Raw genomic sequence first — 20,970 nt, forward strand, 5'->3', positions numbered from 1 at the left:
GGATCTGTAGGCGTGTTGGTGCTGCTCGGCGCATGGCGAACCAGACCCGTTAGCGGGCGTGGGTTCAGAGAGGGGGATTTGCCTGGGGACGGCCGGGGCTCAGAGCTGAGCGAGTGCGGCGGTGGCCACCGGCAGGGCGACGCCCATGCGCGTGCCCAGGTGGGCGGCGGTGATGGGCGTTCCGTGCTCGGCGCGGTGGGTGTCTGCGATGCGCCGGGCTGAGTCGATCAGGGCGGCTGGCAGGGCCGGGCCGGAGGCGGGCCGAGTCGTATTGGCGACGGCGACAGGCAGATCGGCGGCCGGAGCCGGGGCGGGCGTCGGGGGACCGGGTACGGGTGCGTCGTCGGGCACCGGTTCAGAGATGGGGGTGGCGGCCTTCAGGTGCGGGGTGGGGCGGGTGAGGGTGTGGAACTGGGCGAGGAAAGCGGGGCCGACGTGGCCCCAGCCCAGGAGCAGGAGCGGGGCGACGGTGTCCAGGCAGGCCCGGCCGTAGCGTCCGCTCAGCAGCGGTTCGGCAGTGTTCAGGGCGAGGGTCAGCAGGCCGCACAGGTGCAGCAGCCGGGTACCGGCCTTCAGCTCACTCTTGGGGACGCCGCGCAGGGCGAGGAACCGCAGGGTGACCAGGAGCCCGACGACTGACAGGTCCACCATGGGAGCGATCAACGGCGCGATCGGGCGGGGAACGCCGAGCCGCAGGGCGAGCGCCCAGACGTTGCCGAAGGAGAAGACGAAGGCCAGGACCGCGATGACCGCCATGACCACGGTCACGGTGCGTCGGGTGAATCGTTCCTCCGCCATATGCTCAACCTCCTTCCTGGAATGGGCTTTTGGGGCTACTTGGCGAGCGATGCAATGGCGTCGTCCGGCTCGTCATCGAGGATCGTGCGGCTGGTCGAGGCGAGGAGAGCATCCAGGCACAGGGCGGGATCGGCGGTCAGATCAGAGGTGCCCTCGGCGATGCGGGCCGCGTCGGCGTCGGAGACGTAGGGGGTGCGGATGCGGGTGTAGCCGGCCCTGCATCGCCATCACCGCGACGCCGACGTAGGCGGGGTCCTGCAAGGTGACCGGGCTGGCGTCGGGCCAGTTGCGGATGTCGTCGCCCAGCGCGGCCACCGCGGCTTCCACTGTCTTCTGCGCGAAGGACAGCCCGATGGGGCACACGTCGCGAATGAAGGTCGGCAGAGCGTCACCGGTGGTCTTCTGGCTGATCAGGATCACCAGGATGCCGACGCTGCGACCCTTCTTGACCAGGTCCTCCACCAGCCGGGCGTTCTCCGCCGTCAGCGCGCCCAAACGTTTCGTCTCGGCGTCGCTGCCCCTGTACTCGCGGAAGAACGTGTGCGCTTCATCGATGATCAGGACCGTGAGCGGCCACTGCGGTGAGGGGCCGACGTGCCTGATCATCGTGTCCGAGACGTGCACGGTCACGGTCTGGCCTGCGTACGGGCGGCCGAGGGAGAGGACCTGGCGGCAGACCATGACCGTGCCCACCGCGCTGACCCGCCGCTGCACCCGCACAGGCTCGATACCCGGACGCGGCGGCGGTCCGGCCGGACGCAGGCCCCGCAGCCTGCGGACTTCCTCGCCGGTCAGCGGGTTCGACCGCACCCGCAGCAGTTCCCGCGAGGACGGATCGAAGAACGACAGCGTCTCGGCGTCGATGCGGATACCCACCTGGCGGCCTCCGAGGATCTCCGCTGCCAGAACCTGGTGCCCGCCCAGGCCCACCAGGCCGCTGTTGTTCACCACCCGGTCCACCTCGAACGCCACCCCGTCGCCGGCCGGCAGCGGTGCCGGTCCAGCCACACGTCCGCCCTGGGCGGCCAGCCGCCCCAGATCCGCCACCGACAAGTGCGACCGCACACTCTTGATCCGCGCCCCGGCGATCAGCAGATGGATCATCGAGGTGTCGGCCCAGAAGGTCACCGTCAGGCCTGAGCGGGCCGGACCGAGCCAGAACTGCTTGCCCGCGACCTGCAGATTCCCACTCGCAGGCACCACCCGCTCGAACTCCACCGGCCCACCGGGCTCCAGCTGAACCACTGCCGGGGCCAGCTCAGGCAGGCTGGCCGGCACGGGCGAGACTTCGGCCGGATCCGGCTCCGGGTCCGCTGGAGGTGTCCGCTGCTGCGGCACCAGCGCGAGCACTCCGGGCACCCTCAGGCCCAGTACGTCCCGCTCCTGCTCAGCAACCGGCGTGAACCGGTCTCCCGGAGACTGCATGTCCAGCGCCTGATGCGGACGCGAGGAGTTGTACTCCTCAACCCACTCATCCAGCGCCGCCTGAGCCGCCTCGATGCTCTCGAACGCTCCGCAGTCATCCAGGAGTTCGCGCCGCAGCGTCTGATGGAACCGCTCGACCTTGCCCGTCGTGGTCGGCGACGCCGGCTGGGTCAGCCGGTGCGCGATCCCGTTCTCCCGGCAGATCCGGTCGAACAACACCTCACCGCCCTGCCCGAACCGGTCGGTGAACTGCTTGCCGTTGTCGGTCAGCACCTCTTCCGGCACCCCGAACGCCTGCAAAGCCCGGACGAAGGCCGCGCAGACCGCCCTCCCGGTCGCCCGCTCGACCACCGACGCGATCACGCAGTACCGGGAATGGTCATCCACCCCGGTCACAACCTTGACCTCGGACAACTCACCCGTCACGGGGTTGACCAGCATCACACCGCCGACGATGTCCATCTGCCACAGCTGCATCGGCCGGTCCCGCTGCCAGCGCTTGTAATCCGACCGCTTACGGCGCCGCACCCCCGGCTCCACCAGCCCGTGACGGACCAGGATCCGATACACCGTCATCCGCGACGGCACCGGACTCACCACCCCGGACCGCTCCAGCACATGAGCGATCCGCCGCGGACCCCAGCGAGGATGCTTGCGCCGCAACTCACACACCGCCGCCTCGACCTCGGCAGAGGCCTGATGCGGACACGACGCCGGCCTGCGCGAACGGTCCGCCAAACCCGCCAGGCCGGAGGCCTGATACCGGGACTTCCACCCACTCACCGTCTGCCGTGACACTCCCAGCGAAGCCGCGACCTCGGTCACGGTCGCACCCGCCAGCACGGCCAGAACAGCCCGGTATCTCTGCTCGACAACCGACAACTCCACCAGCGCCAATCCCGGCCTCCTGCCACGCACCGCAACGACGCGCACAGAAAAGCCGATCACGGCCACTGTCAACCATCAACTGGGACCGAACTGTCAAGCATCACCCGGGACCGGACAAGAGGCACCGAAGGCGAGCTGTTCAGAGTTTCTTTACTTGATCAAGGGCGTCCCGCTGACGCGGGCCGCCGCGCGCCGGCGGTCGGTGACCGCCGCCCGCTCCTGTCTGCCGCCCCGCTGGCGACGGCCGCCGACCACTCGGCGCACAGAGCCCGGGAGCGTAAGCCGGACCACCAATCGGAAGCCCCGGTCCGACCGCTCAGCAGCAGGCTGGCCGGGCACCTGAGAGGCCGCCCGGCGGGCTCGCGCCGTCCCGGACGGCCATGCTTGCCGCCTGGCTGGGGGCCGTGACGATGGAGATAACGGGGCTGATGCCGGTGCGGGGTTGAGCGAGACACACGTGGCGGGTGGTCGGTTGGCGCGCCCACCGTCGTGGCTGACTTTCTGTGGCTGAGGCCAGAACCCCCATGGGCACGGCACGCACGTGAGGGCCCGTCCCTGCCGGGGCTGACGAGTGCGGGGGAGCCTCGATCGGCTGCGCCCGGCAGGGACGGGAGTCGGGTGGTCAGCGCGGTGCGGCGCCTGGGCGAGCGAGGCGGATCACGTCTGGCGCCAGGTCCGCCAGGGGCGGGTGATGATCTCCCGGTAGGTGTGGTGGGACGGGTTCTGACCGCAGTGCCGCAGCACCCACTCCTGCGGTTCGGCGAAGTCCTCGCTCGTCGGTGAGGTCTCTCCGTCCACGGCGCATTGCATCGCGTACAGGACTGGCTCCGCGTCCGGCTCGCGGTCGGGCTGGAGCGTCCAGGTCTCGTAGCGCAGGACCGAGCGAGGGGTCACCGTCCCCACCTCCGGTTGGCCACGGCCACCTTCGCGCTCAGCTCCTCCGTCGGAGTCGGCATACGTACGTCCCCGGGCGGCACGTCCCACTCCCGGCCACCGCGCGGCGGCCGAAGCTGCACGTACGGTCCTACATGCCCCATCACCACGCCCACCTTGCCGTTTCGTCGGTCGACCACCAGGGCGCCGGCATCGGGCGAGGCGGTGTGCCCGTCGGCATCAGGCGTGGGGACCGTCATCGTGACCACCCCGGCGAGGCGGCGCGCGACCGGGCGTCCAGTCGCAGGGCGGGAACACATGGGGTGGCGCTCATTCGCACGTTGACGCTCCTCGGCGGCGTTGATGCGGGCCCCTGGGCCTGTTGGTGCCGCAGGGTCGGCACCGATCCTCACGCCGGTCACCGGGACGAAGGAACCTCCACCAAACCCCACTCCGGGACGTCCCGCACCGTGTAGAACGTCCCTGGTGCCGTCCTGAGACGAAGGGGGAGACTCGTGCCGAACGAGAGACTACGAGCCGTCATGGCGGCGGGAGGCTGGACGTACGCCGCACTCGCTCAGCAGGTTGAGGTCGACCCCAAGTCGGTCGAGCGCTGGGTGAACCTCGGGCGTATCCCACGCCGTGCCACCGCCCTACAGGCGGCCAAGGCCCTGGGAGAAGACGTGCACGCACTCTGGCCGGCGCTCCGCCAGGCCCGCCCCGCCCGCGCCATCAGCCCTGAACTGGTGGCGCTCTACGAGCAGCGGGCCGACCTCCCCGTTTCGACGTTCACCGACCTGATGGCCCAGGCCCGGGAACGGATCGACATCCTCGTATACGCGGCCGTCTTCCTCCACGAGGCGTACCCGCGGCTGAACGAACTCCTCACCGAACGCGCCGCCGAAGGCTGCACCGTCCGCATCGCGATCGGGGACCCCGACAGCGACAACGTCCAAGCCCGCGGCCAGGAGGAGCGGTTCGGCCACGGCATCGAATCCCGCTGCCGCCTCGCACTCATGCACTACAGGCCGCTCGCCGGCACCCCCGGCATCGAGGTCCGCTCCCACGGAACCACGCTCTACAACTCCCTCTACCGCGCCGACGACCAGCAACTCGTCAACGCCCATGCCTGGGGCGTCAACGCGTACGCCGCCCCCGTATGGCATCTTCGCCGACACGAGACAGGCGGCATGTTCGACACCTACGCCGAGAGCTTCGACGCGGTGTGGACGACGGCAACCCCCGTACGAGAGGAAGGCTGACCGTGGCCCGCACCGAGTACTACGACGAGCCGAACGCGCCCAAGCCGAACAGCATGGTCGTCGCCGCGTCCGCCGTCGTCACCGACGACCACGGGCGCATCCTCCTCCAGCGCCGCCGCGACAACGACCTGTGGGCCCTGCCCGGCGGAGGAATGGACCTCACCGATTCCCTGCCAGGCACGGCCGTCCGTGAAGTCAAGGAAGAGACCGGCCTCGACGTCGAGATCACTGGCCTGGTTGGCACCTACACCGACCCGAAACACATCATCGCCTACACCGACGGCGAGGTCCGCCGCCAGTTCAACGTCTGCTTCACCGCCCGCATCACCGGCGGCCAACTGGCAATCTCCGACGAGTCCACCGAACTCCGGTTTGTACCGCCGGAAGAGATCGAGGAGTTGTCGATGCACCACACCCAACGACTCAGGCTCCAGCACTTCCTGGAACAGCGCGAGAAGCCGTACCTGGGCTGAACCGTCTGACGGCAGTAGCGACGGCAACAACCCCGCACAACCACGGACGCCCGCGCACGTCACCGGACCAGCAAACCGCACTTGACCTGCGAAAAAGCAGGTCGAAGGCTTCGCGTAGCACACGTACTATGTGCTGGCGGGCGAGACGCCGGTCCTGGTTCACAACAGCAACTGCCCTAATGGGAAGCTGTCGGATCCCCTGCCCAGGGGGATGAATAACAAGATCGCTTCGGCCTATGATCGTGTGAAGGCAGGAGAGATTCCTTCGCACAACACCTATTCAGGGCATGAACATCCATGGTGGGCTGGGGCCAAGGAGTATCGGGTACCCGGCAGGCCAGAAACTGACAGAATCCTGGAAAAGGAGTTGCCGAACGGTGTCAAGGTGTACGGTTGGACATCCACGCACTATCAGAAGATCCAACGCTTCAGTGCGCCCCACTTCCCTGACTCGGGGTGGAAATAGCAGCCTTATTGGTTAACCTGGCGCGGCGACACTCCGGTGCCGTCGCGCCAGCTCCGGTTTGGGGTCAGATGTGACTGTTGTTCATGATGCTTGAGGCGGATTTCCCGATGTACGTGGTGGTCGATGAAGAGTCTGGAGATGTGCTCGTAGCAGCCGAAGAGGTGGCGGGATTTTTCGTCGACCCGCAAGAGGAGTCGCCGGAAGTTGTATTCCTGAGGGCTCATCAGGTCGACAAGGATAGGCGAACAACTGAAGACGCAGTATTGCAGATTGTGAATCGGCGACTGGAGAAGGTTGGCGAGTATTTCATTGGTCGGGCCGTGCTCGGTGATACGAGCGTGGAATCGCCAGACGGTAAAGTTTCGAGCGTCTCATACCGGTTCTTTGGTAATCGTTGTGAATATCCCGGAGCTGCAAAAATCTGGCGGCGCTGGGCATCGGGCGTCGCGGTGGAGAAGGGCGAATGGCTTCAATGGCCGGTGAGTCACCACAGCGCCTGGCTGCATGTTGTCCAGAACGCTTGGTTTACCTCGAATCGCAGGGCCGCCCGCTATGGAGTTGATGAATTCGCATATTTGGACGGCGCCCACATCGCCACGAAGTCGGGATTCTTCTGTGCATTGGGCGAGGCGGTCAATGGCCCTGGGGGGTACTTTGGATCAAATCTTGACGCCCTGGCAGACTGCATTTCATCGAGTCTGGGAGAGAGGTCCCTGATGAAGATTGTTTGGCGAAATTTCCAGGTGTCCCAAGACTCGCTGGATCGTGTCTTTCTGGACTCGATTATGGGGGTTATGCGCGAATTTAACATCGATGTCACTATTTGTTGACTTTGATTGGTGTGAATGTGTGCAAGCAAATTTGACGCCCCGTCGGGCGGGGCCTGGCGAGGCGTCTGTGTGGGATGACGACAGTAGTTGACGGCAACGTCAGCAGACGAGGGCCGCGCAGGGTGGCGGTTCATCGCCGTCCCCGTTGGCCGTCTCGGTGATCTCCGGGCTGCCGAGCGCAGTGCTGAGGGTGTCGATGGCCTCTCGCTGGAGGCGGAGTCGGACGTGGGGGGTGACCGCAGCATTCGACTACGAGGACATGCACCACCTGGTGGACCGACTCACGCCGACCCAGGTACGTCGCTTGCGCCTGCTCGTCACCCAGGACGAGGAACTGTCGCGTGTCGCCGCCGAGGCACTCCCCCCCGCGTCCGGACGAGGAGCGGCCGGTCCCGGACCGGCTGCTGGCGTTGATCGGCTCGGTCAACGGGCCGGAGGATCTGGCTGAGCGGCATGACGATTACATCCGGGAGCGGATGCGCCGGCGTTTCGGCGACCAGGCGTGAACGCGATCGTTTCGACACCGGTCCGCTTGCCGCGGCTCTGAATGCCGGTGACCGCCGCCACGCGGAGTGCGCATCCCTTCTGGTCTCGATGACCGGCCGCCGTCTGCTGCCCAGCCCGGTACTTACCGAGGTGTGCCGGCTGCTGGAGCGCTGGCCCAAGCTGGAAGCCGCCTTTCTCGGTGAAGTTGCCCGGGGCGCCTTCGAGTTGGTGCACCTCACCCCGGCTGACCTGGAGCGCATGGGCGAGTTGGTCCTGCAGCACGCGGACTTCCCTCTTGGCGGAGTCGACGCATCGGTGATCGCCGTAGCCGAGCGCTTCGGAGTGGAACGCCTGGCGACCCTCGACCCGCCGCCACTTCAGCGTCGTCCGCCCCAAGCACACTCCGGCACTCGCCCTCCTGCCCTGACGGCGGCCGGGAAGCTGCTGTGGTGTGAGGTCGGGTCCTGTGTGGAAGGCAGCCGAAGATGAACTTGTTCCTGTTTCCGCTGCCGCAGTGGGAGATCGACGCCGGCTTCGCCCATGTGGTCGCACGCTTCCATGCGATCGAGGCGGCCCCCTCCGCTCCGGTCTGCGAGGTCGGCAAGGAGGGGGACATCATCGAGGCACTGCTGGCGGAACGGGAGATCTTCGGCGGCGACTTCCTCGGTGACGACGATGCCGGGACCGTCTGCTTCTGTCTGACGGCCGACGAAGTGGTGCGGGTCGCGGACTTCCTCTCCGGGGTCGACGTCCAGGAGATCATGAGCCGGGCCCCGGAAGTCCTCGCCTGGATCATCCGCGGCGGCATTCCCGACGGCTACCTGGAGGATCTGGCGGTGTGCCTGACCGACTTGCGGGACGTCCACGTCCTCGCCGCCCGCGATGGGCTGTGCATGGTGCAGGTCTGGGAAGGCTGAAGGCCCCGCCTCCCGGCGAGTGACCGGTGAGCGGGGCCTTCGGCGAGGGCAGGCCTCAGTAACGGCGAGTGATCAGCGCTCGCTTGACCTCCGCGATCGCCTTCGTGACCTCGATGCCGCGCGGGCAGGCGTCCGTGCAGTTGAAGGTCGTGCGGCAGCGCCAGACGCCGTCGCGGTCGTTGAGGATCTCCAGGCGCTGCTCGGCGGCCTCGTCGCGCGAGTCGAAGATGAAGCGGTGCGCGTTGACGATGGCGGCCGGGCCGAAGTACTGGCCGTCGTTCCAGAAGACCGGGCAGGAGGACGTGCAGGCGGCGCAGAGGATGCACTTCGTCGTGTCGTCGAAGCGCTCGCGGTCCTCGGCCGACTGGAGGCGCTCACGCGTGGGCTCGTTCGTGTCCTTCGTGATGAGGAAGGGCATGACGTCCCGGTACGCCTGGAAGAACGGCTCCATGTCCACGACCAGGTCCTTCAGGACCGTGAGGCCCTTTATGGGCTCGACCGTGATCGGCTTCTCGGGGTTGATGTCCTTGATCAGCGTCTTGCACGCCAGGCGGTTCTTGCCGTTGATCCGCATGGCGTCGGAGCCGCAGATGCCGTGGGCGCAGGAGCGGCGGAAGGTCAGCGTGCCGTCGACGTCCCACTTGATCTTGTGGAGACCGTCGAGGACGCGCTCCTTCGGGTCGATCTCCAGCTGGAAGTCTTCCCAGGTCGCCTCGGCCGAGACCTCCGGGTTGAAGCGGCGGACCCGGAAGGTGACCGTGATGTAGGGGGACGCCGCCGACTGCGCGTCCGCCTCGGCCTTGTCCATAACGGGGGTTGCCATCAGTACTTACGCTCCATCGGCTGGTAGCGGGTCTGGACGACCGGCTTGTAGTCCAGGCGCACGGTCTCGGTGCCGTCGTCGCCCACCTCGCGGTACGCCATGGTGTGGCGCATGAAGTTGACGTCGTCGCGGTTGGGGTAGTCCTCGCGGTAGTGACCGCCGCGCGACTCCTTGCGGGCCAGGGCGGACACGGCCATGACCTCGGCCAGGTCCAGCAGGTTGCCCAGCTCGATGGCCTCCAGCAGGTCGGTGTTGAACCGCTTGCCCTTGTCCTGGATCGCCACGTTCTTGTAGCGCTCGCGCAGCTCGGCGATCTTCTCGACCGCCGTCTTGATCGTCTGCTCGGTGCGGAACACCATGACGTTGGCGTCCATGGTCTCCTGGAGCTCGCGACGCAGGACCGCGACGCGCTCGTTGCCCGTGGAGGTGCGCAGGCGCTCGATCTGCTCGACGACGAGGGTCTCCGGGTTCTCCGGCAGCTCGACGAAGTCGGCCTTCTGGCTGTACTCCGCCGCCGAGATACCGGCCCGCTTGCCGAACACGTTGATGTCCAGCAGAGAGTTCGTGCCCAGACGGTTGGCGCCGTGCACCGAGACGCAGGCGACCTCGCCGGCCGCGTACAGCCCCGGGACGACCGTGGTGTTGTCCGACAGGACCTCACCCTCGACGTTCGTCGGGATGCCGCCCATCGCGTAGTGCGCGGTGGGCTGGATCGGGATCGGGTCCGTGTACGGCTCGATGCCCAGGTAGGTGCGCGCGAACTCGGTGATGTCGGGCAGCTTGGCGTCCAGCTGCTCCGGCGGGAGGTGCGTGAGGTCCAGGTAGACGTGGTCGCCCTCGGGACCGCAGCCGCGGCCCTCGCGGATCTCCGTGTAGATGGAGCGGGAGACGACGTCGCGGGACGCGAGGTCCTTCATGACCGGCGCGTACTTCTCCATGAAGCGCTCGCCGTCCTTGTTGCGGAGGATGCCGCCCTCACCGCGGGCGCCCTCCGTCAGCAGGATGCCCATGCGCCAGATGCCGGTCGGGTGGAACTGGAAGAACTCCATGTCCTCCAGCGGCAGCCCGCGCCGGTACACGGCCGCCTGGCCGTCACCGGTCAGCGTGTGGGCGTTCGACGTCACCTTGAAGAACTTGCCGCAGCCGCCGGACGCGTAGATCACGGCCTTCGCCTGGAAGACGTGGATCTCGCCGGTCGCGAGCTCGTACGCGACCACACCCGCCGACTTCTTGACGCCGTCGACCTCGGTGATCAGCTGGTCCAGGACGTAGAACTCGTTGAAGAACTCCACGCCCTCCTTGACGCAGTTCTGGTACAGCGTCTGGAGGATCATGTGGCCGGTGCGGTCGGCCGCGTAGCAGGACCGGCGGACCGGGGCCTCGCCGTGGTTGCGGCTGTGACCGCCGAAGCGGCGCTGGTCGATCGTGCCGTTCGGGGTGCGGTTGAACGGCAGGCCCATCTTCTCCAGGTCGAGGACGGAGTCGATGGCCTCCTTCGCCAGGATCTCGGCGGCGTCCTGGTCGACCAGGTAGTCACCGCCCTTGACCGTGTCGAAGGTGTGCCACTCCCAGTTGTCCTCCTCCACGTTGGCCAGCGCGGCGGCCATGCCGCCCTGCGCGGCGCCCGTGTGGGAGCGGGTGGGGTACAGCTTGGTCAGCACGGCGGTGCGGCTGCGCTTCGTCGACTCGATGGCGGCGCGCATACCGGCGCCACCGGCGCCGACGATGACGGTGTCGTACTTGTGGATCTTCATGATTCTCGCAGCCCCGTGCCTAGCGGATGTTCGGGTCGAAGGTGAAGATCACCAGCGTGCCCAGCAGGACGGTGAACACCGTGGCCGTGTAGAGCAGGCCCTTCAGCCACAGCCGGGTGTTCGCGCGCTCCGCGTAGTCGTTGATGATCGTGCGCAGGCCGTTTGCGCCGTGGAGCATCGCGAGCCACAGCATCAGCAGGTCCCAGACCTGCCAGAACGGGGACGCCCAGCGGCCCGCCACGAAGGCGAAGCCGATCTTGGAGACGCCGCCGTCCAGGACGAGCTGGATCAGCAGGTGGCCGATGACCAGGACGACCAGCACGACGCCGGACAGGCGCATGAACAGCCAGGCGGCCAGTTCGAAGTTGCCCCGGGTGGACCTGGGGGTCTTCTTGGTGCGCTTGCGCGGGGCCTCGATGAAGGGGGCCGGGTTGTCGACGTTGTAGAGCGAGCCGCCCTCGACGGGGCCGATCCCGGAAGGGGTCTTTTCAGTGGTGGACATGCGCCTCAGCTCCCGAACAGGACTCGAGCGGCGTGGCCGAGGAGCGGATAGATCGCGCCGGCCATCAGGACGACCCAGACGCCGACGACGGTCCACAGCATCTGCTTCTGGTAGCGCGGGCCCTTCGACCAGAAGTCGACGGCGATGACGCGCAGGCCGTTGAGCGCGTGGAAGAGGATGGCGGCGACGAGGCCGTACTCCAGCAGCGCGACGATCGGCGTCTTGTACGTGGCTACGACCTTGTCGTAGTCCTCGGGGGAGACACGCACGAGAGCGGTGTCGAGTACGTGAACGAACAGGAAGAAGAAGATGAGGACGCCGGTGACTCGGTGAGCCACCCAGGACCACATTCCTTCCCGGCCGCGGTACAGCGTTCCAGCCGGCACGGAAGAACCCTCCGGGAGCGGGGATTAGGGCCGCGCCGGCTTCGGTTGTCGGTCGGGCCCGGCCGGGTACGGTCCACCGGCCCCCAGCATCGTAGCGAGACGCTGCCGCTGGGCTTAGCGGGGGGTTGGCGGTGTGATCAAACTGGCATCTAAAGGTGCACGGACGGGCTATTTAGGGACGGCTACTGGGGTGGGGGTACCGCTGCGTTGCCGGGTACGGCGCCGTTTGGGCTTGTCGCGCGGTTCCTCGCGCTCCTGAGGGCACTCACCAGACGCCCTCTCGCAAGGCGCCGGAGTTCCTCTGCCGCCACCACGCGTTCCTCGTCCGGATCGTTTGCCAATCGTGATCGGATGCCCTCGAGGATGCGGTCGAGGGTTTCCGCCGGTGCGGCGTCACCCAGATAGATGACGAACACATGTCCGAAGCGGGCCTCGTAGGCCGCGTGGGCCGCGCTCAGGGCGGTGTGGGCGGCCGAGTAGGTGTCCTCGGGCAGGGTCGGCAGGGACTCCGCCGCCAGGGCTTCCGTGAGGTCGGTCGGGGACAGGTCGTATGCCGCCTCGTCCGCCGCGGCCAGGAGGGAGTCCAGGTCCGGGTAGGGGCGGTGGTCCGCGATGCGGTGGGCCCAGCGGAGGCTGTGCAGGCAGGTCAGGAGGGTGGCGTGGGCCTCGTCGGTGGGCGTGGTGTTGAACCCCTCGACTGTGGCGGCGGACGGCGGGGTGCGGGTCTGCCCGGGGAGTGCCGGTATGGTCACTCGCCCGGAGGGGTACGGGTGCGCAGGCAGCGTGGGTCCTCGCGTCACATGTGGTGTAGCTGGGGATCTTGTGAAGGGTGTGTCGTCACGTTATCGAGAATGGTCACGCTGTGTCCGAGGGATGCCCGAATTTCACTCGGACGGGAGAGTTTCGGAGCGTGTGGGTGACGGACAGTCGGCGACCGGGCCGTAGGTTGGGGACGTGAGCCAGCACAGGCGCCGGGCGCCGGCGCAACAGGTGAGGCGGAGGCGGGCAGTGGTCGTCGCCGCCTTCGTCGGCACGGTCGGGCTCGGCGTGGGAGTCGGGTTCTGGGCCTCGGCGGACGGCGGTGGCGAACCCGGCGGGAGCGCACAGCGGTCCGCGGACGCCGGGGCCACCTCCGCGTCGCCGAAGCCGAGCCCGACGCCCAGCCGCTCCTACCCGCTGTCCCAGGCGCCCCGCACGATCCCCGCCGTACGCTCCCACACCCCCGCCCGCGGACCCGGCTGGCGCCCGGCGCACGGCGAGCGCGTGGTGGTGAGCGACGCCGACCTGGCCGACGAGGGCAAGCTGATCGCAGGTGAACTGGGCCTGTCGTACGCCGGTGAGCGGGACGACGTGCGCGCCGGGGACGTACGGCTGGCGCTGAACGACGACGAGGGCGCGAACCCGGAGTCGTACTCCATGACCGTGCGCGGCGGCCGCGTGAACATAAGCGGGCCCGCCGACGCGGGCGTGTTCTACGGCACGCGCACCCTCAAGCAGGAGGCCCACGGCGGCGGTACGGCCCCCGAGGGTGTCGTGCGCGACCAGCCCGCCAAGCCGCGGCGCGGGTTCAGCCTGGACATCGCCCGCAAGCCCTACTCCGCCTCCTGGATCGAGGACCGCGTCAAGGAGCTCGGCGATCTGAAGTACAACGAGCTGGGGCTGCACTTCTCCGACGACCAGGGCTTCCGGATCGAGTCCACGACCCACCCGGAGATCGTCTCCAAGGACCATCTGACCAAGGCCCAGGTCAAGCGGATCGTGGACCTCGCGGGCAGTCGGCACATCACGGTCGTCCCCGAGATCGACTCGCCCGGACACCTCGGTGCCGTCATCGCCGCCCACCCCGATCTACAGCTGCGCAACGCACAGGGGGTCCCCACGCGCGGGGCGGTCGACATCTCCAAGAACAGTGCCGCGGCGATCGTGGACGACCTGCTCGACGAGTACGCCGGGCTGTTCCCGGGCTCCGCGTGGCACCTCGGCGGTGACGAGTACCAGGCCCTGACCGTCGCCGACCCGCAGGCCTCCTACCCGCAGCTGGCCGCCGCCGCGCGGAAGGCCTACGGCGCCGGCGGAACCGTCTCCGACCTCGCCACCGGCTGGCTCAACGACCGCGCCGGCACCGTCCGCGCCCACGACCGCACGATGCGGGTGTGGAACGACGGGTTCTTCCGGGGGGCGTCCGTGCAGCCCGCGAAGGACCTCCAGGTCGCGTACTGGACCGGCAAGGAGATCGGCGCCCGGCAGCCGGTGGAGTACCTGAGCGCGGGGCGCAAGGTCCTCAACTACAACGACGAGTTCCTGTACTACGTCCTCGGGGAGCCGCAGACCTTCGTCTACCCGACGGGGCAGCGGATCTACGAGCAGTGGAACCCGAGGGTGCTGCGCGGCACGACCGCCGTCCCTTCGCGCTACGACGGGCAGATCCTCGGCGGGTCCTTCGCGGTGTGGAGCGACTTCCCGAACGCCCAGACGGAGGCGCAGGTCGCCGCGGGCATCCGGATGCCGCTTCGGGCGACCGTGCAGAAGCTGTGGGACCCGGGCAAACCGGCGCTTTCCTGGGCGGAGTTCCGCAAGCTGGCGGATCGCCTGGGCTGAGCGCAGCCGCATCCCGGTGGACGCGCGGCATCGGCGAACCGTATCTTCCGCATGCCGCACGGGTGCCTCAGGGGAGATTCGCGCCCGGCGTCTCGACCACACCTCGGGGGACCCACCGTGATCTGCTCACGCTGCCACCACTTCGCCGCCGCGCCCGGCGGCACCCTGTGCGCCCGCTGCGCCGGCACGCCGGAGCCGACCGCCCCGCCGTTCGCCGGGGCGCCCACCGCCTGGCTGCGCTCGCCGGTCGGGCTCGGCCGGGCCGCGGCGGCGGTGCTCGGGCTCGTCATCGCCACCGACCTGTTCGCGATCCATGCCGACCTCCTCCAGTTCGACGTCTCGGGCGACCTCGTGGACGGCGCCTACGGCACGGCCGTCGCCCGGCGCGCCGACCACGCCGACGCCCTCTACAACGCCTCCGGAATCGCCCAGTCGAGCGCGCTGCTGACCAGCATCGTCGTCTACCTGTGCTGGTTCCACCGGGTCCGGGTCAACGCCGAGGTGTTCCATCCCTTCGGGCACAGCAGGAAGCGCGGCTGGGCGATCGGCGCGTGGTTCACCCCGGTGGTGAACTTCTGGATGCCGCGCCGGATCGCCCTCGACATCTGGGACGCCAGCAGCCCCTGGGGCGCGCCCCGCTCGCACGCGCCGGTCAACGCCTGGTGGACGCTGTGGATCATCTCGCTCCTCGCCGACCGGGCCTCGTTCAGTGCGTACCGCCGGGCCGACGGCGCGCAGGAGCTCCACGACGCCGCCCGGCTGATGCTGTTCTCCGACGCCGTCGACATCGCGGCCGCCGCGCTCGCCATCCTCGTCGTGCTGCGGCTGACCGGCATGCAGCGGCGGAAGGCGCTCGGCGGACCGGCTCCGCTGGCCGAAACCATGCCCCTGTGACACTCCCGGGCCATCGCACGCAGTAAGGGGAAGTGCGGGCTCCGTAAAGGTCGGCGCCCTGGCGAGGGAGGCTTCCGTGAGCCTGGTGGAACTGATCGCTCAGGCCGACGAACGCGGGCTGGCTGCCAGCGGGCTGGCTTGTTTGGATCGGTGCGTGCCCCTGCTGGGCGGCGACGACGAGGTCCTGCGGCCGTTGTGGGGGAGCCTCGCGGACACCGGCGACTGGGCGGAGGGCCTCAAGCGGGTGCGCGCCGTGCTCGGCTCCGCCGGCCCGGGCGAGGCGGTCGAGGACGAGGCCGCGGGCCTGGCCCGCCGGATGCTCGACGCCGCACCCGCCGAGTGCGCCGGTGCCGGGGCACGGGCCTGGGCCGACGCCTGCTCCGTGGCCTCCCTCCAGATCCACCGGCTCCTCGACCCCGCCGCCGACGCCTCCTCCGTCGACTCCCGGCGCGAGGGCAGCACGGAGGGCATGCCACCCCTGGTCGCCGCCGAGCTCCGCCGCCAGCTCACCATCCTGGAACTCCTCGCCGCCCACGGCCCGGCCGGCCTCCGCGGCGCCCTGGAGACGACCACCGAGGGCCGCCGAGTGCTGCGCGCCGTGGTGTCCCGGCGAGCACGGGGGCGCGGCTAGGGGCCTGTTCCGAAAGTCCCCGGGCTGCCCGGCGACGCCCGGCACGTTCCCCCACTGCCTCAAGGACGTGGCAAGCACCCCCACTCGCCGCACCGGGCACAGACCCTGCGACACCAGCCGCACCGCGGGCGCCGGGCGCGCTGCGCGGTCCCGGCCGCCCGGCGGCTCAGAGCACCACCCACTTCACCACCGCCGCGCCGCACGCGGAGGCGTGGGCGTAGAACTCCGTGAGGTCGCGGTGCGCCGCCTCGAAGGCGCCGCGGGTCTGCGGCTCGGTGGCGGGGCCGCCGTAGCGGGGGAGCAGTTCGTCGCGGGACCCGTGCCACAGGTCCGCGAAGTCGACCGAGGCGAGGTAGGCGGCGACGGCGGCGGTCTGGGCCGCGGTCAGCAGCAGGAACGGGGGCAGCCCGAGCGCCGAGTGGAACACCGCGCGGCCGCCCAGGACCACCTGGGCGCGCGGGTCCTCCTCCGCGAGGTCCGGGGGCGAGCCGGCGTACATCAGCTCGTGGTCCAGGTAGCGCTGGTCCAGCACCTCCTCCCGGCGCAGACCGATCCGCTCCCGGACGGTCTCCCAGTCGTCCTCGAACAGCCGCTCCAGGGAGCGCACGTCGTCTCGTAACTCCCCGGGCGGCACCGCGCGGAGATGGAAGCACATAGTCATCATGATCAGGAGCGCACGGGAGGCGCCGAACATCACTCCCGGCCCAAACCCGCCGGCCCGGGCAGGTCCTGTGACAGTCCTGCGGCGGAGCCGGGTCGGTGTTGCGCCGATTGCGGAATCGGCCCGGATCGGCGTGACGGAAGGCCCGCCGGACCCGCTCTTCCCTATGTGACTACCCAGTACGTGACAGCACAGCAGCAGACCAGGCCGCATGCCGCGGCCAAGCCCGTGCGGTGGGCGGCGGACGTGGTGGCGACCATGCGCGAGGGCGCGCGGGTGCGGCTCGACTACTCGGCGCAGAGCCTGTGGCGCGTCGACCGGATGATCGAGGAGATACGGCGCGAGGGCACCCCTCCCGAGGCGGTGCGGGACGAACTGCGCGGCTTCGGGGCGTACGCCGGTGAGGTGATCGTCCGGCAGACCGGCGCCGAGTGGTGGGCGTCCGGCGGCGAACACTGGATCCGCACGCCCGACGGGCGCCTCTGGGACCCCGTCGACGAGGCCCGCCGCTGCTTCGGCGGACACGGGTCGCTGCGGCTGCTGTGCCGGGACGCGATCGCCGGGACGGCACAGCGGCACTGAGAGCACCGGCTGCGGCGTACCGCGACGGCCGGCGCTGTGACACTTCCCTGGGCTCCGGCGCTGATGACCTTGAGGCACCGCACTGAGGAAACGGTTCTTGGCCAGGGAGGGGACACCGGCCGCGTGCAGGCGTACGACGGGGAACTGGGCGAGGCCGTCGCGCGGGCCCAGGAGGGCGACGAGGCGGCCTTCGCGGTGGTGTACCGGCTGGTGCAGCCCGGCCTGCTCGGCTATCTGCGCGGCCTGGTCGGCGACGAGGCCGAGGACGTGGCCTCCGACGCCTGGCTGGAGATCGCCCGTGACCTGGGCCGGTTCAAGGGCGACGGGGCGGGGTTCCGCGGCTGGAGCGCGACGATCGCCCGGCACCGCGCCCTGGACCATCTGCGCCGCCGGCGGGCCCGGCCCCGGGCGACGGCCCTGGAGCAGGACGTACTGGAACTCCCCGGCCGGCACAGCACCCATGAGCAGGCCCTGGAGTCCATCTCCACCGCGGACGCGCTGGCCCTGCTCCGCCGGCTGCCGCGCGACCAGGCCGAGGCCGTACTGCTGCGCGTGGTCGTCGGGCTCGACGGCCCCGCCGCCGCCCGGGTCCTCGGCAAACGCCCCGGCGCGGTGCGGACGGCCGCCTACCGCGGGCTGAAGCGGCTTTCGGGGCTGCTGGGTGTGGCGGAAGCGGCGGAAGGTGTGACGGACGGCGGACCCGGCACGCTGGGGGAGTCGAAGTGACCGGAGACGGCGGCCCCCGCCGCACAGGAATGGACGCGCACATGGGTGAACGCCACGACGGAGGCGGCCCATCCCCCCGACGGCACGTCGAGGAACTGCTCGGCGCCGCGCTGCGCCCGCACGGCGTCGACGCGGAGGCCGAGCGGCGTGCCGCGGAAGCCTTCCGGGGTGCGCGGGACGCCGGGGCGCTGCGGGCGCGGACCCGGCGCCGGGACGACTGGCGGCCCCGCGAGCGGAGGCATGTGCTGCGTTCGGCGCGGGCGACGGTGCTGATGCTGCTGGCCGGCCTGACCCTGGGCGGAGTGGCGGTCGCCGCCATCGGCGCGGCCGGGTCCTCCGGCGAGGCACCCGGCGGCCGGCCCCGCCCGGGCGCGTCGGCCGGGGCACCGGACCGGACCGCCGGGCGGACACAGTCCCCCGCGCCCGCCTCTCCGCCGTCCGGACCGGCCTCGCCGGAGCGACCTGCCACCGCCAAGGACACCCTGGCCCACTGCCGTGCCTACGAGCAGGTCGCGGACCACGGCAAGGCGCTGGAGGCGACGGCCTGGCAGCGGCTGGTCGCGGCGGCGGGCGGGAAGGCGAACGTCGCCTCCTACTGCGCCGGGCGGATCGCGGCGGCCACGGGCGACGGCAAGACCCCCGGGGCCAAGAGGGCGACCGAGGCGGCGAAGAAGCCCGGCACGGGCAAGAGCACGGAAAAGACCGGCCGATCGGGCGGCAAGGCCAAGGCGAAGAAGTGACGGCGCGCCCCGCGCCGTTCGCCGCCAAGGCAACGGCCGGGGCCGCCACCCCCCACAGGAGAGGCCCCGGCCGTCGCGCGGCACGGACCGCGCGGCGGCCCGTATTTGGTACAGCGCCATGAGTGCGTTTTCTGTCACACCCAGCCACGGTCCACCGCGTCACGAGTTAGTTGCATCTTGGACGGACATGGACGAGGAGCGGTTTCAGGCCGTAACGTGCCTTTCGCGTCGAGCGCGAATGCATGATCACTGCAACGATCGGCGGCCTCGAGGCCGCGACCATCTACCGAGGAACCAGGTGCTGGGGGACGACGCGGAGCTGACCGCCGCGGTACGTGCGGCACAGGCCGGGAACGAGACCGCGTTCCGTACGGTCTACCGCGCGGTGCATCCGCGGTTGCTCGGGTACGTACGGACGCTGGTCGGCGACCCGGATGCCGAGGACGTCGCATCCGAGGCCTGGCTACAGATAGCCCGTGACCTGGAGCGTTTCAGCGGGGACGCGGACCGCTTCCGCGGCTGGGCGGCCCGTATCGCCCGCAACCGCGCGCTGGACCACATACGGATGCGCGGCCGCCGCCCCGCGATCGGCGGCGACGAGACCGAGCTGACCGGCCGGGCCGCCGAGTCCGACACCGCGGGCGAGGCCATCGAGGCCCTGGCCACCGACAGCACCCTTTCCCTCATCGCGCGCCTCCCGCAGGACCAGGCCGAGGCGGTCGTGCTGCGCGTGGTCGTCGGCCTCGACGCCAAGAGCGCGGCCGAGACGCTCGGCAAGCGCGCGGGCGCTGTACGCACCGCCGCGCACCGTGGCCTGAAGCGGCTCGCGGAGCTGCTCGGCGAGGATCCGGAATCGGCGGGCAGGCTCGACGCGCTGCCGCCCCAGCGAGAACCGCGCCGTCGCGCGGTGACGTCCGCCACTGTGACGCATACGCGTCCGCGGACGCAGAAGGACATGTGATGGCCGACGAGCAGTACAGGTGGCTGAACCGCAGGCAGGCAGAACGTCTACTGCGCGGCGAGTCGCTCGAAGCCGTCGACTCCTCCGCCCGTGACCAGGCCGAACGGCTCGCCGAGACCCTCGGCGCCCTGTCCGCCGACGCCACCGTGGCCGACACCGAACTCCCCGGCGAGGAAGCGGCGCTGGCCGCGTTCCGGAAGGCGCGCGAGGCCCGCGAGGACGCCGCCGCGCAGGCCGGCGCCGGTCACGCGGCCGGCGCGCCCGACCGACCCGCCGACGCCGGGCTGATCCGCATCGGCGGCCGGCCCCGCGCCGTACGCCGTCCCGCCTGGGCCCGCCCGGTGCGCCTGGCGCTCACCGCCGCGCTGGCCGTGGGCACGCTCGGCGGGGTCGCCGTGGCCGCCGGCAGCGGGGTGCTGCCGACGCCGTTCCGCGACGACACCCCCGGGCCCGCCGCCTCGGCCTCGGGCGCCGGGCCCTCCGAGCGCCCGCTCGCCTCGCCCTCCCCGGACGGCACCCCGGGCGGTACGTCCGGTCTGCTGCCCCCGAGCGGCGGCGCGAGCGGCACCCCCGGGGCCTCGCCCGGTGCGAGCCGGGAGAACCAGGCAGGGGGCGGTGCCACCGGCTCGTCCGGCACCTCCCACGGCACCGGCACCTGGTGGAGCGGCTCGCGCTCGGCCTGCCGCGACATCCGGGCCGGCAAGGAACTCGCCCCCGCCCGCAAGCGCGCCCTGGAAGGGGTGGCGGGCGGCTCCACGCGCGTGTGGAAGTACTGCGAGGGCGTCCTGGAGTCGTCCGGCAACGCGACCGGTGACGAGGGCGGGCACGGCAAGGACGGCCAGAGCGGCAAGGGCGGGCAGGACGGCAACGGCGGCCAGGGCGGCGGTGACGACCACCACCGTCACGGAGGCTTCGTCACGCCTTCCCCCAGGGCCTTCGCCCCGCTGTCGCCGCAGCACACGCAGGCCCCGTCGCTCCCGTCGTCCCCGTCGCCGAGCCTGACGTACACCGCGCTCTGACCGCCCGGCGCACGGCTGTGACCTGCGCTTTCGCAGGCCGGGAAACTTTTTTGGGGTAGCGCGTAACGTTTTCGGCCCCGGGTACGCAGTACAGAGTGAGCCGACTGGTCATCGGCCGTCGCACTGAGCCGGGGTTCCCCCCGTACCTACGGCTCGTGCACCTGGCGCGGGGGGGGCCCCGGGCCCCCCGGCCCCCCCCCCCCCCCCCCACCCCCCCCCACCGCGCCCCCCCCCCAAACACCCCCATGTTGGCGGGGCGCACCCGCGCGCACCCA

23 protein-coding genes and 1 pseudogene are annotated in these 20,970 nt (G+C 70.3%); 14 read left to right on the forward strand and 10 right to left on the reverse strand.

Annotated features, from left to right (window positions below; genetic code table 11):
* Window positions 1-99 precede the first annotated feature (99 nt).
* The 4 genes and pseudogenes from ACWGJM_RS08460 to ACWGJM_RS08475 all read right to left on the reverse strand — a co-directional run bounded on the left by ACWGJM_RS08460 (window position 100) and on the right by ACWGJM_RS08475 (window position 4,244).
* On the reverse strand, window positions 100-798 hold the full coding sequence (locus tag ACWGJM_RS08460; protein ID WP_453410881.1) for a DUF2637 domain-containing protein: 699 nt from the start codon (window positions 796-798) through the stop codon (window positions 100-102).
* Window positions 799-1,824: 1,026 nt separating this feature from the next.
* A pseudogene (locus ACWGJM_RS08465) lies at window positions 1,825-3,105 on the reverse strand (IS481 family transposase); the annotation flags it as partial.
* Window positions 3,106-3,768: 663 nt separating this feature from the next.
* Entirely contained in the window at window positions 3,769-4,014 is a 246-nt protein-coding gene (locus ACWGJM_RS08470) for a DUF7848 domain-containing protein (protein ID WP_109886519.1), read from the reverse strand.
* Window positions 4,002-4,244 carry a hypothetical protein gene (locus ACWGJM_RS08475; RefSeq protein ID WP_453410882.1) on the reverse strand — a complete coding sequence of 81 codons (243 nt, stop codon included), beginning with the start codon at window positions 4,242-4,244 and terminating at the stop codon, window positions 4,002-4,004. The genes ACWGJM_RS08470 and ACWGJM_RS08475 overlap by 13 nt, the downstream gene beginning before the upstream one ends.
* Before the next feature lie 282 nt (window positions 4,245-4,526).
* Between ACWGJM_RS08475 and ACWGJM_RS08480 the strand changes: the two genes are divergently transcribed.
* The 6 genes from ACWGJM_RS08480 (at window position 4,527) to ACWGJM_RS08505 (ending at window position 8,418) form a co-directional block, all read left to right on the forward strand.
* Window positions 4,527-5,246 (forward strand): XRE family transcriptional regulator, encoded by a 720-nt coding sequence (locus ACWGJM_RS08480; protein WP_453410955.1) that lies wholly within the window; start codon window positions 4,527-4,529, stop codon window positions 5,244-5,246.
* A gap of 2 nt (window positions 5,247-5,248) precedes the next feature.
* Entirely contained in the window at window positions 5,249-5,719 is a 471-nt protein-coding gene (locus ACWGJM_RS08485; RefSeq protein ID WP_280857990.1) for an NUDIX domain-containing protein, read from the forward strand.
* A gap of 549 nt (window positions 5,720-6,268) precedes the next feature.
* Window positions 6,269-7,015 (forward strand): barstar family protein, encoded by a 747-nt coding sequence (locus ACWGJM_RS08490; protein ID WP_453410883.1) that lies wholly within the window; start codon window positions 6,269-6,271, stop codon window positions 7,013-7,015.
* Between the two features lie 341 nt (window positions 7,016-7,356).
* Entirely contained in the window at window positions 7,357-7,521 is a 165-nt protein-coding gene (locus ACWGJM_RS08495) for a hypothetical protein (RefSeq protein WP_453410963.1), read from the forward strand.
* Entirely contained in the window at window positions 7,469-7,990 is a 522-nt protein-coding gene (locus ACWGJM_RS08500) for a type II toxin-antitoxin system VapC family toxin (RefSeq protein ID WP_453410884.1), read from the forward strand. Before ACWGJM_RS08495 ends, ACWGJM_RS08500 begins: the two co-directional genes overlap by 53 nt.
* The gene (locus tag ACWGJM_RS08505; RefSeq protein WP_453410885.1) at window positions 7,987-8,418 is read left to right on the forward strand and encodes a hypothetical protein; all 432 of its coding nucleotides are present in this window, start codon (window positions 7,987-7,989) and stop codon (window positions 8,416-8,418) included. Before ACWGJM_RS08500 ends, ACWGJM_RS08505 begins: the two co-directional genes overlap by 4 nt.
* A 55-nt stretch (window positions 8,419-8,473) precedes the next feature.
* Here ACWGJM_RS08505 and ACWGJM_RS08510 read toward each other — a convergent pair whose 3' ends face one another.
* The 5 genes from ACWGJM_RS08510 to ACWGJM_RS08530 form a co-directional block, all read right to left on the reverse strand.
* Complete coding sequence (locus ACWGJM_RS08510; RefSeq protein WP_361448312.1) at window positions 8,474-9,241, reverse strand: succinate dehydrogenase iron-sulfur subunit; 768 nt, start codon at window positions 9,239-9,241, stop codon at window positions 8,474-8,476.
* The gene (gene sdhA, locus ACWGJM_RS08515) at window positions 9,241-10,995 is read right to left on the reverse strand and encodes a succinate dehydrogenase flavoprotein subunit (RefSeq protein ID WP_453410886.1); all 1,755 of its coding nucleotides are present in this window, start codon (window positions 10,993-10,995) and stop codon (window positions 9,241-9,243) included. The genes ACWGJM_RS08510 and sdhA overlap by 1 nt, the downstream gene beginning before the upstream one ends.
* A 19-nt stretch (window positions 10,996-11,014) precedes the next feature.
* Window positions 11,015-11,497 (reverse strand): succinate dehydrogenase hydrophobic membrane anchor subunit, encoded by a 483-nt coding sequence (locus ACWGJM_RS08520; RefSeq protein ID WP_453410887.1) that lies wholly within the window; start codon window positions 11,495-11,497, stop codon window positions 11,015-11,017.
* 5 nt (window positions 11,498-11,502) lie between these two features.
* The gene (gene sdhC / locus ACWGJM_RS08525) at window positions 11,503-11,883 is read right to left on the reverse strand and encodes a succinate dehydrogenase, cytochrome b556 subunit (RefSeq protein ID WP_453410888.1); all 381 of its coding nucleotides are present in this window, start codon (window positions 11,881-11,883) and stop codon (window positions 11,503-11,505) included.
* Window positions 11,884-12,065: 182 nt separating this feature from the next.
* Window positions 12,066-12,683 carry a 2-oxo-4-hydroxy-4-carboxy-5-ureidoimidazoline decarboxylase gene (locus ACWGJM_RS08530; protein WP_453410889.1) on the reverse strand — a complete coding sequence of 206 codons (618 nt, stop codon included), beginning with the start codon at window positions 12,681-12,683 and terminating at the stop codon, window positions 12,066-12,068.
* 154 nt (window positions 12,684-12,837) lie between these two features.
* Between ACWGJM_RS08530 and ACWGJM_RS08535 the strand changes: the two genes are divergently transcribed.
* From ACWGJM_RS08535 to ACWGJM_RS08545, 3 genes are all read left to right on the forward strand, one after another.
* Window positions 12,838-14,481: a beta-N-acetylhexosaminidase gene (locus ACWGJM_RS08535; RefSeq protein ID WP_453410890.1), complete on the forward strand. Its 1,644-nt coding sequence runs from the start codon at window positions 12,838-12,840 to the stop codon at window positions 14,479-14,481.
* A 117-nt stretch (window positions 14,482-14,598) separates the two neighbouring features.
* Window positions 14,599-15,375, forward strand: a complete 777-nt coding sequence (locus ACWGJM_RS08540; RefSeq protein ID WP_453410891.1) for a DUF4328 domain-containing protein — start codon at window positions 14,599-14,601, stop codon at window positions 15,373-15,375.
* Window positions 15,376-15,451: 76 nt separating this feature from the next.
* The gene (locus tag ACWGJM_RS08545; protein WP_453410892.1) at window positions 15,452-16,006 is read left to right on the forward strand and encodes a hypothetical protein; all 555 of its coding nucleotides are present in this window, start codon (window positions 15,452-15,454) and stop codon (window positions 16,004-16,006) included.
* A 166-nt stretch (window positions 16,007-16,172) separates the two neighbouring features.
* Here the strand turns inward: ACWGJM_RS08545 and ACWGJM_RS08550 are convergent, their stop codons facing one another.
* Complete coding sequence (locus ACWGJM_RS08550; RefSeq protein WP_453410893.1) at window positions 16,173-16,661, reverse strand: DUF1877 family protein; 489 nt, start codon at window positions 16,659-16,661, stop codon at window positions 16,173-16,175.
* A gap of 189 nt (window positions 16,662-16,850) precedes the next feature.
* On the opposite strand from ACWGJM_RS08550, the gene ACWGJM_RS08555 reads away from it, so the two are divergent.
* The 5 genes from ACWGJM_RS08555 (at window position 16,851) to ACWGJM_RS08575 (ending at window position 20,695) form a co-directional block, all read left to right on the forward strand.
* Entirely contained in the window at window positions 16,851-17,249 is a 399-nt protein-coding gene (locus ACWGJM_RS08555) for a hypothetical protein (RefSeq protein ID WP_453410894.1), read from the forward strand.
* Between the two features lie 63 nt (window positions 17,250-17,312).
* On the forward strand, window positions 17,313-17,975 hold the full coding sequence (locus ACWGJM_RS08560) for an RNA polymerase sigma factor (protein WP_453410895.1): 663 nt from the start codon (window positions 17,313-17,315) through the stop codon (window positions 17,973-17,975).
* Between the two features lie 41 nt (window positions 17,976-18,016).
* On the forward strand, window positions 18,017-18,715 hold the full coding sequence (locus ACWGJM_RS08565) for a hypothetical protein (protein ID WP_453410896.1): 699 nt from the start codon (window positions 18,017-18,019) through the stop codon (window positions 18,713-18,715).
* 298 nt (window positions 18,716-19,013) lie between these two features.
* Window positions 19,014-19,676 (forward strand): RNA polymerase sigma factor, encoded by a 663-nt coding sequence (locus ACWGJM_RS08570; RefSeq protein WP_453410897.1) that lies wholly within the window; start codon window positions 19,014-19,016, stop codon window positions 19,674-19,676.
* Window positions 19,676-20,695 carry a hypothetical protein gene (locus ACWGJM_RS08575; protein ID WP_453410898.1) on the forward strand — a complete coding sequence of 340 codons (1,020 nt, stop codon included), beginning with the start codon at window positions 19,676-19,678 and terminating at the stop codon, window positions 20,693-20,695. The genes ACWGJM_RS08570 and ACWGJM_RS08575 overlap by 1 nt, the downstream gene beginning before the upstream one ends.
* The last annotated feature ends 275 nt before the right edge of the window (window positions 20,696-20,970 follow it).

This window comes from Streptomyces sp. NPDC054834, assembly GCF_053611185.1.